This window comes from Limosilactobacillus sp. WILCCON 0051 (assembly GCF_039955095.1).
Taxonomy (GTDB): Bacteria; Bacillota; Bacilli; order Lactobacillales; family Lactobacillaceae; genus Limosilactobacillus; species Limosilactobacillus allomucosae.
This window is the reverse complement of the sequence record NZ_CP154878.1, coordinates 740,747-753,780: the sequence shown is the minus strand read 5'-3', so window position 1 is coordinate 753,780 and position 13,034 is coordinate 740,747. Positions and strand designations below refer to the sequence as shown.

Genomic DNA, 13,034 nt, shown 5'->3' with positions numbered 1-13,034 from the left:
GAGGAATCTTTCATGTATCAGATCAAAACGTATAACGCTATTGCCCAAGCCGGACTTGATGAATTTACGGCTGACTATCAGATCAACAATCCCGAGGCGCAGCCGGATGCCTACATGATTCGCAGCGTGGATATGCATGATCATGAATTTCCCAAGAGTCTGAAAGTCATCGCGCGCTGTGGGGCCGGTTTTAACAACATCCCCTTGGACAAGGCACTGGCAAACGGCACGGTCGTCTTCAACACGCCCGGCGGCAATTCCAACGCCGTCAAGGAACTGGTCGTCGCCTCGATGATCATGGCCAGCCGGAACATCATCGCTGCCGTACAATGGAGTGCCAACGCCAAGCCTGGTGCCGATATTACGCTGCGAACCGAAAAACAGAAGACCAGCTTCAACGGGACTGAGCTCTTGGGCAAGCGCATCGCCGTTATTGGCATGGGACACGTGGGCTCGCTGGTTGCCAACGCTGCCGTTGATCTGGGCATGGACGTTATCGGCTATGATCCATATCTTTCCGTTGAATCGGCCTGGCAGCTGGATAGTCAGGTCAAGCGTGCGCAAACGATCACTGATGCCATTAAGGACGCTGATTTCGTGACGGTTCACGTTCCTAAAAACGAAGAAACCACTGGACTGATCGGCACGGAAGAATTAAAGCACTTCAAGCACGGCGCCGTTTTGCTTAACTACTCGCGACTGGGAATCGTTGACAATACCGCTGCCGTAAAAGCCCTGGCTGACGGTACGCTGAAAAAATACTACACTGATTTTAGCGAGGCTCAGATTCTGAATAATCCTGATATCGTCATCATGCCGCATATCGGGGGCTCGACGGTTGAAGCCGAAGTCAAGTGCGCGCAGATTGCGGCTCATGAAATCATGACCTATCTGGAAACCGGCAACATCAAAAACTCGGTCAACCTGCCAGATGTAGCCGCACCGTTTGCCAGCCCGGATCGTTTTACCTTGATTCACCAAAACATCCCTAACATGCTGGGGCAGATTTCGACGTTTATGGCCGATGAAGGCATCAACATTGAAAATCTGGTCAACCGTTCGCGAGGCGGCTATGCCTATACGATGCTGGACGTTTCGAGCCTCACGCCGGCAACCGCACAAAAAGTGATTGACCGGTTAAGCCAAGTCGATGCCATCACCCGCGTCCGCTTGATTCATCACGACTAGTCTACTCAATCAGCAGCCATAAGTCTGATCATTTAGCTTAATTTATTTACTCAATAGCAAAAGACCACCCGCAGATCAGTGCTGGTGGTCTTTTGACGTTCTGGTTATATAAATTGCTTCAATCATTCAAGCAGGTGCTGCTCTTTGAGAATTTCTTCGATCCAGGTTCCCTTCAGTTTGCGCAGCGCGGTCTTGGCAGCCAGCTTTGGCACCGGCAGATCCATCTCCGGCAACGTCTTCTTGTCGCTTAAGTAGTACAGTGCCCGCAGCTCTTGGCGAATGTCAAAGACGGAATCAAAGACTTCTGGAACGCCGCGATCAACGTTAAAGAGCGTGTAGACAGCTTCCATCGCGGTCCGAACCGAGTATTCCGTGGTAAAGACCGTGTCGCGGGTTGGCGATTCGGCAAAGTTGCCCAAAAAGGCCAGGTTTTGCGACCCCTTTGGCACGACTGCCGGCCGATCACCCTTTTTACGCAGCTGGAAGTAGCTGGTAACGTAAGGCATGTAGACTGGTACGGTATTGACGTCGTTTTCCGCATAGCCTTCAATATCGTCAACCGGAACGCCCAGGTGGTAGAGCAATTCTTCAGTGATCTCTTTGCCTGAGCAGTCCACGACCCGTTTCTTGATGTAGTTGCCTTCCGTGTCGGAATAAAGTGCGTAGATCCAGACAACCGTTTCATCCGGCTTTTGGTCCTTAAAGTGCGGCTGTCTGTGAATCGTAAAGCTCAGCATCCAGTTCGAGTCGGTAACCGTGATGATCCCACCAGTATTGACCTTGCCATCATAAAGACTGCGCTTGGTCAGCCGTTCAAAGTATGGCGCCAGCTTGCGGTTCTTGAGCGTTGCCGTAGCCGAGATGAACCAGGCACGGTCGGGAACGTTCTTGCAGAAGACATCGGGGTGACCAAAATCGGCATCCTGATAGGAAAGATTCTCCCACAGTTTCCAACTAGGCCCTAAGCTGTGCGTGATCGGTGCCGGCGTGTTCTGATCGCCATAAGTTGAACTCTCGGTAATTGAGCCATTGGTAACAAAGACATAATCGTTGTCAGTCAAGACGATTTCTTCATCCTTGCCATCCTTGGTCAGCAGAATCTTTTTGGCAATCTTCTTGTCATTGCTGGTATCAACCAAAACATTGTTGACCACGGTGTCGTATTGAATGTCGACGTTGTGATCCTGCAGATATGCCAAGACTGGCTTAGTCATTGACTCATACTGGTTGTATTTATTGAATTTCAGGGCACTCAGCGTTGGCAGGCCATCAATATGGTGAATATAGCGCATGCAGTAGCGCCGCATTTCAATCAAGGAGTGCCACTTTTCAAAGGCAAACATGGTTGACCAGTACATCCAGAAATTGGTGTCGAAGAATTCATCTGGGAACCAGTCGCCAATCGTTTTGCCCTCTAATTCATCTTCTGAAGTCAAAACCAGCTTGACGATATATTTTGAAAACTTCTCGACACCATACTTGCCATCACTAGGTACCCGATCACCGCGATTATGAATCAGGCGGCAGTTTGACGAGTTGGGATCATCCTTGTCCAGCCAGTAGTATTCATCCAGATAAGAAGCGCCTGGAATCTCCAGTGAAGGAATTGAGCGGTACATATCCCAGAGACATTCAAAGTGGTTTTCCATTTCACGGCCACCCCGAATGACATACCCAACGCCAGGACGCTTCTCGCCATCCAATGAGCCACCCGCAACCGGCAGCTCTTCTAAGATATGAATGTTTTCGCCAGGCATCTGAGCATCACGAACCATGAAGACGGCCGCTGCCAAACCAGCCAGTCCCCCGCCAATAATATAGGCGTGTTTCTGTTCGATTCCCTCAGGCTTGCGAGGACGTGCAAATGCTTCATAATTACCGTTGGAATAATACATAAAAACCCCTCCAGTGTAAAATAATCCTTGCGAAAGCGATAACATCAGTTCATACGTTTAGTATAGCGCTTACAAAATATTGGAACAAGTTCAGATTGCCGATCTGTCTATTGATGAATCAGATTAACTAAAATGTGCAGAAATCGTCCAAAAAAGCAGCTCAGACTGGCATTGTTGTTAATGAACAATTGCATTTTTCTGTTTTAGAGCAAAAAGCACAGAACGGCGGTAAGATTTCGCGATTCTGTGCTTTTAGACTTTAGCCCTTAAACTAATTAATGAATAAATTCTGCAAGGGCTCCCAAAACAGTCCCTGATTTTGAATAACCATATTAGGTGTCTATCAGGTATCCCAACTTTTTAATTTCCAATAATTACTAAAACCCCAAAACCTATCATATCAAGGCTTTGGGGTTTCTAGTCAGTTATAGATGTCTCTGAAAAAGGAGAGTACAGGATTTGAACCTGCGCGCCCGCTCAACACGGGTTCGCCGGATTTCGAGTCCGGTGCATTACCACTCTGCCAACTCTCCATAAGTCAACGCTAACTAGTATAGCGAATTTTTACAGATTTGACAAGAGTGATCAGTAATTATTTTTGAATTTCGGCAAGCCAATTCATAAAGCGTTCTTTTTGCGAATTGGCAATCAGCCACCAGCAAAGCGCCAGCAGCAAGCCGGCCCAGACGTCACTGGCATAGTGAACGTGCAGATAGACGCGCGAATACATAATCAGCAAGATCCAGCAGACGCCAAGCATCCCGCCAAGCAGTCGGCTCCAGTTTGACTTGAGGTGCGGCCAAAGCAAAGCCAAAATCGTTAGGACAAAAATTACGGTTGCAAAGGTATGACCGCTGGGAAAGCTGTAGCCGCCGATCTTTTCTAATCGATGAGCGGGACGTGGCCGCATTACGCTGGTCTTAAAGAAAATTACCAGCAGATAGCCCACAAACTGCATCGCGCCATACCACATGCTGCTGCCAAGCTGTTTTTTCCACCATAAAATCAGCATCATTACCAGCGTTACCGGCCCTAGAAACTGGGGCGAGCCTAATGCGGTGATAAAAAGCATGGCGCGAGTCTTCACGGCGGTAATTGGCAGCGTTAAAGCAAACCCAGCCTGGTCCATAGTCTTGATCTGGGAATCATGACGCAAAACGGCAAACATGAAAGCCAGAAAAAACAAACCGCAGACAACGCCAAAATCAATCCATCGCGACTTTTTCATAATCAAAATCCTCTCAAAACTTTGCATCTAAGATAATATTTTACTATTTTTTCATCCCTTTACCAATGCCTAATCCGCGCCAATTATTACTTCTGATCGTAATTTTGCTAAATCAAGATACATTTGACCGCCAAACCATAATCAACTAAAAAACAGCCAGACTCGTCGATAACGCGTCGGCTGTTTTAAGCTCTATCTTTATTACGCTTTTTCAACCAGACAGGCCACGCCCATGCCGCCACCAATGCACAGACTGGCAATCCCGGTCTGGGCATCAAGATCCTGCATTTCATGAATCAGCGTTACCAAGATCCGCGTTCCCGAGCAGCCCACCGGATGACCCAGAGCAATTGCCCCGCCACGTGGATTGACGCACCGTTCGTCCAGCTTGAGTCGCCGCAGACAGGCAACTGATTGTGAGGCAAAGGCTTCGTTGATTTCATACAGATCAACATCTTCTCTGCTGATCCCCGTCTCGTTAAATAGTTTTTCAATTGCATAGGCCGGTCCCAATCCCATGTATGCCGGATCAATACCGACCAGGGTTGCCGCCTTCCACTCTGCTAACGGCTGCAGCCCATATTCCCTGACTGCCGATTCAGAAGCCAGCATGACGGCCGCTGCCCCATCGTTAAGTCCCGAGGCATTCCCCGCTGTAACCGTTCCTTCACTGGCAAAAGCCGGCTTTAATTTCTGCAGTGCTTCAATTGATGTGTCCGCGCGCGGTGCCTCATCTTTTTTAACGATCGTAGTCCCTTTGCGAGTCTGAACCTCGACTGGGACGATTTCGCGATCAAAGGCATGACTGGTTTGTGCCGCCACTGCTTTTTGGTGACTGTGCAAGGCAAACTCGTCTTGTTCTTGACGACTGATTCGGTCAAGATTGGCCACGTTTTCCGCGGTAATTCCCATTGGATAGCCGTTTTCGACATCGATCAAGGCATCCTTTTGCAGGGCATCAATCAGCTGACCATCACCAAAACGATAGCCGCCACGAGCCTGATTTAAGATATACGGTGCTCGCGACATGCTTTCCATCCCACCAGCAATCACAATGCGGGCCTGATTTGATTGAATCAGACCGGCTGCCAGACTGACACTGGACAGACCTGAGCCGCAGACATCATTAATCGTAATTGCAGGCGTGGCATAGTCTAGGCCTGCCTTGATCGCGGCCTGACGAGCTGGATTCTGGCCAGTCCCGGCTTGAATCACGTTACCCATTAAAACCTGATCAACGGCCTCCTTGGTTACGCCGCTGTCTTTGACGACGGCTGCGATTGCGGCTGCTCCAAGCTCGACGGCAGAAACACCGGCTAAAGACTTGCCAAATTTGCCGATTGGCGTTCGCCGGGCAGCAACGATATATGTTTTTTCCATCAAATTCCCCCACAGCATGAAATCTTGCAAACGTATCCTAGTTTATCGATTTTCGCCGTTTAGTGCAATTAATTGCCCCATTAATTAACGACCACCTTTTGAAGTAAGGCTTTATCAATCGCGAATTGGCCAAAAATGATTAATGATTATCAATTACTGCTGATTTTATGGTAAAGTTTTTGTGAAACTACGTGAGGTGAATGATATGTTTTGGATAATTGCAACCGGCTGTGTGCTGCTGGCCGTTTTAATGCCAATGTACTGGAATCATCATCCAGAAATCAAGACTACGCCTAAAGGACTGCGAATCTTTAAAGCAGTTGCCTGGGGTCTGGCTGCCGTTATGATTATCTGTGCTCTGTTATTTGAGCAGAAATAATCAAACCAGCATCTCGTTGCCAGCCGATTTCAGCAATATAAAAACAGTGCCGCTGCAGGCTTGATCATCAGCCTGCCATGGCACTGTTTTTGATTTAGCTTAGTTGCGTTTGCGCAGTTCAGCACGAATATTGGCAACGTCACTGGCTTTACTGGTAAAAATCAAGTGGTCGCCAGGCTCGATCACCGTCGTCCCATGTGGAATCAGCCATTGCGTCCCACGGCGAATTCGACTGACCGTCATCTGATCAATAAACGGCAGGGCCTGCAATTGCTGACCAGTATAGCGGCGATTGCGGACTACGACTTCATAAAGCCCGGCTTCGGTACTGTTAAGCATCGTCATAATGGATGGCGATTCGATCAAAGCCCGTAAGACACTGGTTTGTACGTTGTAGACATTAAAGATCTCAACCCCTATCTTTTGCAGCTTGTTGCGCTGGTCCTCATCCAGATTGCGCTGATTTTGACCGGCAATTACGCGGTTGACGTGATGCGCTTTGGCAAGTTTAGCCAGCCGGAAATTCTTGGCATCATCCAGGTAGTCAATCGCCATAATGTCACAGTCAAAAAACTTGCCCTTTTCTAAGGCGGCCTCGCTTAGTTCCGGCAGATAGGTCAGATTTTTAACTTCACTGTCATAGGTTTTATAGTTGTCCTGACTGTCCGTAACCATTCTTACCTCATACCAGTTACGCGACAGCTGCTGGGCGACGGGAACACTGAAGACGTTCGTACCCAAAAAGACGACGCGCTGTTTGAGCTTGTCTTCTGGCGCGAGACGGTAGACCGAGTTAAAGACGATCGGTGCAATAATGCAGACGATTACTGCCGCCAAGACAAAGGCATCTGACTGTGTCGCGGTAATGGCATGCAGATTGCGCGCGACCTGCAGCGTTGGCAGAACCAGGGTAATCGTCGTAACCAGCAGGAAACCGCCAGCAAATGCATTCCGCCCGTTGAAGCGCTGCCGAAAGACCAGCATTGGCGCAATCTTTGCCAAAACAAAGCAGACTACCAGTACCGGAATCAGCGCCAGGGCACGCGGATTGGTCAGCAGCGTGCGCAAATTCAATTTGACACCGGTCATCAAAAAGAAGATCGGGATGAAAAAGCCGTAACCAATTGAGGTGAGTTTGTCTTGCGTAGCCTCACTTGGCTCCAGCAGCTTCATTACCATCCCGGCTAAAAAGGCGCCCAGGATGTTTTCGGCTCCCACCGTCTCTGCCAGCGTCACCAGCGTAAAGATCAGAAAGAAAGCCAATCGAATGTCCAGCTGCGTTGTTGCTTTGGTAACCTTGTTAAACCAGATAAATGGCTGTCTGAAACGATGCAGCAGCAGAATCGCTGCCAAAAACAGCAGCACGATCATCCATAAGCGCTCAGCATTGCCGCCGTTGATTGAGGCATATACCGTCAGTGAAAGCATGGGAACGACCTCGCCTAAGACCGCCGTCAAAAGAATCGTCTGTCCCATCGGCCGGCTGAGGATTTCTTTTTCCTTCAGCGTGGCAATCACTACGCCAAGCGCCACCGTTGAGAAGATGATCGTCGCCAGCAGAACGTCATTGAACATCCCCGTTGCCTTCAATGCCATTCCGAGAATAAACGCCGTCAGCATAATGCCGACAAATGAGGCAACCGCCAGATTAACCGGCGACTTTTTGTCTTTGGGTGCCCCAGGCCGCTTTTTAAACAGACTGAAGTTGATCTCCATCCCTGACAAAAACATCAAGACGATCACGCCCAGACTCGATAAAAAAGTCAGGTCACGGGTCTGCACGACCAGATTAAAACCGCTTTTCCCCAAAATGATGCCTACGATAATCTCGGCCACCGCGGTAGGTACGCTGGCAACCTTAAAGCGCGCCATCAATATTGGAATCAGCAGGGCTGAAAACATAATAATAAACATTGAAAGCTGTTCCATTATTTAATTTCCTCCACTTTTTGTTTAATTTTATTGATTGTTTGGGTTAAAATAAATACATGAAGTTACAAAATCCAAATAAGGGGACCTGAAAATGTCACAAAAACTATCGGCATGTACCAGCATTCTGATTGGTAAAAAGGCCAGTCGCGATGGCTCAATCATGATCGGCCGCAATGAAGATGCCAAGGCAGCCTGGCCAAAACGCCTGGTTGTTCACGCGCGCGGCGAGATGCCATCTCAATTCGTCTCTAAAGATACCAAACTTGAGCTGACGCTGCCTAAGATCAGTGCTCGCTATACGGCAACGCCAGAATGGACCGACAAGTACGGCCTGTTTGAAGAAGCCGGCATCAATGAATACGGTGTGGCCATGAGTGCAACCGAAAGCGCCTATTCCAACGATCTGGTGTTAGGCTATGATCCACTCGTTAAAGAAGGCTTAAACGAAGAGGCTATGGTTACGGTCGTTTTGCCATACGTCAAGACTGCTCGCGAAGGGGTGCAAAGACTTGGCGAACTGGTTGCCAAGTACGGAACTGGCGAAACCAATGGCATTCTGTTTGCCGACGATGACGAGGCCTGGTATCTTGAGACTGGCGCTGGTCACTACTGGGTTGCCCAGCGGATTCCCGATGACTGCTATGCTGTCGTTGCCAATCAATTAGCCATCCAGGAGATTGATTTTAACGATCCAGACAACTTCATGTACCATCCTGGCATTCAGGAGTTCGTCGAAAAGAACCAGCTCAATCCGCACCCTGGTACCTTTAACTTCCGCCAGATCTTTGGTACGGCTGACCGTTCAGATGCCGTCTATAGTGAGCCGCGCGTTTGGTATGGTCATCAAATGTTCAGCCCAAAAGCTGCGCAAAACGAACAGCCGGAAGCTGCCGACCTGCCATTTTTGATGAAGCCTGAACGCAAGCTGTCAATCTTTGACGCCCAGGCCTACCTTGGCTCCCATTATGAAGGGACGCCATTTGATCCAATCGGTACTGGTTCAGATGAAGAAAAGCACCGCTACCGTCCCATCAGCCTGGCCAAGACGCAGGAAGCCCACATTCTGCAGACGTCGCGGGCTTCCAAAAACAGCATTCACTGGATTGCCATGGGGGTTGCCAATGAATCAACGTTTGTTCCATTCTTCAGCAATATCAACGACACGCCAGCGCCATACAAACGAGGCAAGCTGCCGGCTCAGCTCAACTCAGCATACTGGATCTTTAAGCATGCCAGCGTTTTAGTCGACAGTCACCTGCACGATTTTCTGCCAATGCTTCGTGATGTCCAAAAAGACTGCAACGCCAAGGCCATTGCCATGATTCAGGCAACCGACGAAAAGGCAGCTGGTCTGGCCGGTGCCAAGCTGACCAACTATTTGACGCGTCAGTCGGAAAACTTCGCGACCGACGTTTTAAACGCCTACCGTCAGTTGAGCCTCGAATTGATCACCAAAATGACTGATTACTGTCCTTTGAATTTTAACACAGATGAAAACCTGTAATAAATAATCTCATCTTGATAAAAGACTGACGGTGTCCTGCACACATACGTCAGTCTTTTTAATCGTCCAAAGCACTGTTGTTTTAAGAATCGCACTCAACTTCTTGACCCTTTGATTGATCGTTTCAGAGTCTGTGGTAATTTCTTTTTTATAACGATTAAATAAGCTAAAATAGTTAAGTATGTTCAAAATGTCTGGCTGATGCTGCTCAGTCTGGCAGATTAACTTAAAGCGAGGTTTTTTAAAATGATCGGAATCTGGGCCAACGTTGGCGCGGTAGTTGTCGGTACTGCAATCGGCTGTTTTTTTAAGCAGTTCTTACAGAAAAAATACATTGAGACCCTCTGGATAGCATTAGGCTTTGCTGCTCTTGGTGTTGGACTGCAGTCGGTCATCAGCAACATGCCCAAAAGCAACTACCCGGTCCTTTTTATCATCAGCCTGGCAGTCGGAATCCCGCTAGGCACCTATTGGCAACTGGATGACCGTTCCAACCACTGGCTCAGCACGCGTTTTTCCTCTAAGCTTGGCGAAGGCGTGGCCACGGCAAGCTTTTTGGACTGCATTGGTGCTTTAGGGATCTTAGGACCAGTCGTTGCCGCAACCAATGGCAATCAGACGATGCTTTATACCAACGCCATGCTGACGCTGGTCTGTGGCATTATTTTTGGGACCGGCTTTGGCTGGGGGATGCTTTTGGAAACGCCGATCGTTTTAGTCTGGTTTGGCGGCATCTATTTAATTGCCAAGTTTCTGTCCGCCAGTTTCTTTTCCAATGCCTTCGTGGTTGAAGAATCAATCGTCGGTGGTTTTCTGATTGCCGCGTCTGGCTTCTCGCTGTTAAAAATCAAGGAGTTCAAGACGCTAGACATGCTGCCGTCTTTATTGGGACCGCTGTTGTTCTTTTTGTTTAAAAACATCTTTTAGCCAGATTGGCAGCGATCGGTTTAAATCCGTTCAGCTCCCCTTCATTGATTGAAAAGCCATCACCATTTAAAAACTCGCCTCAAGCGGCTATTATGCCCTTTGAGACGAGTTTTTTTAGCAGTAGAATCCATAAAATGAGTGCCAGGCGTGGTGTACGCGTGGCAGCCAATGCATGGAGCAGCTTTGGCAGTAGTTGTAGCCATACCAGCCGAAGTAATGAACACGAACGATGATGACCACCACCACCTGCTTGCAGCCAGAGTTAGTCGGTGCAGTCGGTGCGGTTGGTGCGGTTGGCGCGGTCGGCGCAGTTGGTGCAGTTGGCGCGGTTGGTGCGGTTGGCGCGGTCGGTGCAGTTGGCGCAGTCGGTGCGGTCGGTGCGGTCGGTGCGGTTGGCGCAGTCGGTGCGGTTGGTGCAGTTGGTGCAGTTGGCGCAGTCGGTGCGGTTGCTGCCGTGCCTGCCGTTCCCGCAGTCGGTGCCGTGGCCGCTGTGCCTGCCGTTCCCGCAGTCGGTGCCGTGGCCGCTGTGCCTGCCGTTCCCGCGGTCGGTGCCGTGGCTGCCGTGCCTGCCGTCCCCGCAGTCGGTGCCGTAGCTGCCGTGCCTGCCGTCCCCGCAGTTGGTGCAGTTGCTGCCGTGCCTGCCGTTCCCGCGGTCGGTGCCGTGGCTGCCGTGCCTGCCGTTCCCGCAGTTGGTGCCGTACCTGCCGTAGCGGCCGTATTACTGGTCAGTGCTTCGCTAGCCGTCTGAGCAATCGAGGCGGTTTGCGCAATTTCCGCAGTTGGTGCGGTCGTGATTGTTTCATCAGCTTTGGCATTTACGGTTCCCAATGCAAAGAACATCCCTAATGCTGCCGTAGCCGCCATCATTGTTGATTTCCATTTTTTCATGAGGCTTTCCTCCCAATTTTATCTTTGTTTCCATGAGCTGTCTTAACCCAGCGAGTCTGACCGCTAAATTTTTTATAAAAAGCGATCACGATAGCTGGGTAAAGCAGATAGTTATAAAATGCAAACGTAATTGCCGTCCAAAACAGCAGACCATATTGTTTTGAACTGGTCATATGCTGATATTGCCAAACGATATAGCTGCTAAAACCCAGGTTGACCAAAATCAGCAGTAACAGCAATCGCCAATAGTCGTCCAGATTGGCCAGCGTAAAACCAAGGACAATCAGACTGGCAACTCCAGTAAAAATCGTAATGAACGGAATCAGCATATAAAAGGTCATTTCAAATTTAGCTGAAAAACGAATAAATGAATTGCTTAAGACCTTCGTCCAATAACTGAACAGGCAATCCAATCCCCCTTGCGTCCAGCGCGATCGCTGCCGAATGAAGGGACGAGCCTTGGCGATGGCCTCTTGGTATACCAAGGCATCACTGGCATATTGTGTTTTTTTACCCTGCATCAAAAAACGCGTACTAAATTCAAAATCTTCCAACAATGCATTGCCCCATGGCCGTGAACTGGCAACAGAGCCGACGCGGATAAACTGTCCATTGCCAGAAGCTGCCGCATTGCCAAGCCGATTGCGGGTGTTTTGAATCCAATCATTGATCACGGTGAATTCAATATCTTGCATCAGCTGCAGCCAATTGTTGGTTTCAAGCATGCCTACCCGTGTCTGCAGCAGATCCAAATCCTCATCATCGGCAAAATACTGCATCACCCTGCGATAGCTTTTTTCCGTCATGTAGGCATCTGCATCTAAAACGCCGCAGATTAGGCGCTTTGGATCGCCATCCTGCAAAGCCAGCTGATGATAGGCCCAGTTAAGCGCATTTCCCTTGCCAGTTTGAGCGTTGGGGTGCTGACGCTGCAAAAGCTGAATCCGATCTTGGCCTGTTTGGCTAATAAATCGCTTGACGACAGCTGCGGTCCGATCATCAGACGCATCATCAATAATGACCATTTTGACGTTTGCAAGCTGATGAGTCTCTTTTAAAAACAGCTGCATGGTCTGTTTGATGACGGTCTCTTCATTCATCGCTGGAACTAAAATCACCAGCCGATACGACTGATCAAATCCCAGCTCGGCTTTGTCTGATTGACTGTTTTGGCCTAGCGCAAGTAAAAAACAGACCCAGACTAGATAAATTATTAAACCGGCAAATGAAGTTTCAAAGATTATCTGACTGATCAATCAGCACCCCCTTTACGGCTTATTATGGCTATTTGGCTTTTACCGCTACAGCAGCAGTTGGCGCTGTGGCAGCAGTAGCAGCCGTCGCCGCCGTCGCAGCAGTTGCGGCAGTAGCAGCCGTCGCCGCCGTGGCTGCGCGCGTACCATCACCAGGAATGCCCGGCTTGCCTGGAATCCCTGGTTTGCCAGGTTTGCCTGGAACTCCTGGCTTACCCGGAATCCCTGGTTTGCCTGGAATAATCGTCCAACCATCACCAACTGCCGCGCCACCTTGAGCTTTGGCAGCCGTAGACGCAGTCGTGCCTTTTTGAGCAGTCTGCGCAGTTTCAGCCGTGGCCCCTACGGAAGCTGGCGTTAGTGTATCAGCAACCGCCTTGCCAATACTGGTTTGTGACAGAACCAGCACTGCAGCTGGAACGATTGCAAGCTTACAAATTTTTTTGATTTTCATAATGAT

General features: G+C 49.3%; 11 protein-coding genes and 1 tRNA gene. 4 read left to right on the top strand and 8 right to left on the bottom strand.

Translation table 11 applies throughout. The features are described 5' to 3' along the window. The first annotated feature begins 12 nt into the window (after positions 1–12). A complete protein-coding gene (locus ABC765_RS03695) occupies positions 13–1,188 on the top strand; it encodes a phosphoglycerate dehydrogenase (RefSeq protein WP_347980739.1) in 1,176 nt (391 codons plus the stop codon). Positions 1,189–1,310: 122 nt separating this feature from the next. Here ABC765_RS03695 and ABC765_RS03690 read toward each other — a convergent pair whose 3' ends face one another. The 4 genes from ABC765_RS03690 to ABC765_RS03675 form a co-directional block, all read right to left on the bottom strand. Further along, the gene (locus tag ABC765_RS03690; protein ID WP_347980738.1) at positions 1,311–3,083 is read right to left on the bottom strand and encodes an oleate hydratase; all 1,773 of its coding nucleotides are present in this window, start codon (positions 3,081–3,083) and stop codon (positions 1,311–1,313) included. Positions 3,084–3,527: 444 nt separating this feature from the next. Beyond that, positions 3,528–3,616, bottom strand: a tRNA-Ser gene (locus ABC765_RS03685). Positions 3,617–3,675: 59 nt separating this feature from the next. Then, on the bottom strand, positions 3,676–4,311 hold the full coding sequence (locus tag ABC765_RS03680; RefSeq protein WP_347980737.1) for a phosphatase PAP2 family protein: 636 nt from the start codon (positions 4,309–4,311) through the stop codon (positions 3,676–3,678). 201 nt (positions 4,312–4,512) lie between these two features. Next, entirely contained in the window at positions 4,513–5,691 is a 1,179-nt protein-coding gene (locus ABC765_RS03675; RefSeq protein WP_347980736.1) for an acetyl-CoA C-acetyltransferase, read from the bottom strand. Positions 5,692–5,896: 205 nt separating this feature from the next. Here ABC765_RS03675 and ABC765_RS03670 point away from each other — a divergent pair, with 205 nt between their 5' ends. Beyond that, on the top strand, positions 5,897–6,070 hold the full coding sequence (locus ABC765_RS03670; protein WP_347952976.1) for a hypothetical protein: 174 nt from the start codon (positions 5,897–5,899) through the stop codon (positions 6,068–6,070). Positions 6,071–6,169: 99 nt separating this feature from the next. Here the strand turns inward: ABC765_RS03670 and ABC765_RS03665 are convergent, their stop codons facing one another. Then, the gene (locus ABC765_RS03665) at positions 6,170–7,999 is read right to left on the bottom strand and encodes a cation:proton antiporter (RefSeq protein ID WP_347980735.1); all 1,830 of its coding nucleotides are present in this window, start codon (positions 7,997–7,999) and stop codon (positions 6,170–6,172) included. A gap of 94 nt (positions 8,000–8,093) precedes the next feature. Between ABC765_RS03665 and ABC765_RS03660 the strand changes: the two genes are divergently transcribed. Continuing rightward, a complete protein-coding gene (locus tag ABC765_RS03660) occupies positions 8,094–9,506 on the top strand; it encodes a C69 family dipeptidase (protein WP_347980734.1) in 1,413 nt (470 codons plus the stop codon). A gap of 246 nt (positions 9,507–9,752) precedes the next feature. Next, positions 9,753–10,433, top strand: a complete 681-nt coding sequence (locus ABC765_RS03655) for a DUF554 domain-containing protein (RefSeq protein ID WP_347980733.1) — start codon at positions 9,753–9,755, stop codon at positions 10,431–10,433. A 114-nt stretch (positions 10,434–10,547) separates the two neighbouring features. On the opposite strand, the gene ABC765_RS03650 is transcribed toward ABC765_RS03655, so the two are convergent. The 3 genes from ABC765_RS03650 to ABC765_RS03640 are packed head-to-tail and all read right to left on the bottom strand — an operon-like array spanning position 10,548 to position 13,028. Next, positions 10,548–11,321, bottom strand: a complete 774-nt coding sequence (locus ABC765_RS03650) for a hypothetical protein (RefSeq protein WP_347963415.1) — start codon at positions 11,319–11,321, stop codon at positions 10,548–10,550. Next, on the bottom strand, positions 11,318–12,577 hold the full coding sequence (locus ABC765_RS03645; protein WP_347980732.1) for a glycosyltransferase family 2 protein: 1,260 nt from the start codon (positions 12,575–12,577) through the stop codon (positions 11,318–11,320). The genes ABC765_RS03650 and ABC765_RS03645 overlap by 4 nt, the downstream gene beginning before the upstream one ends. A 28-nt stretch (positions 12,578–12,605) precedes the next feature. Beyond that, positions 12,606–13,028: a hypothetical protein gene (locus tag ABC765_RS03640; protein ID WP_347963413.1), complete on the bottom strand. Its 423-nt coding sequence runs from the start codon at positions 13,026–13,028 to the stop codon at positions 12,606–12,608. Between the last annotated feature and the right edge of the window lie 6 nt (positions 13,029–13,034).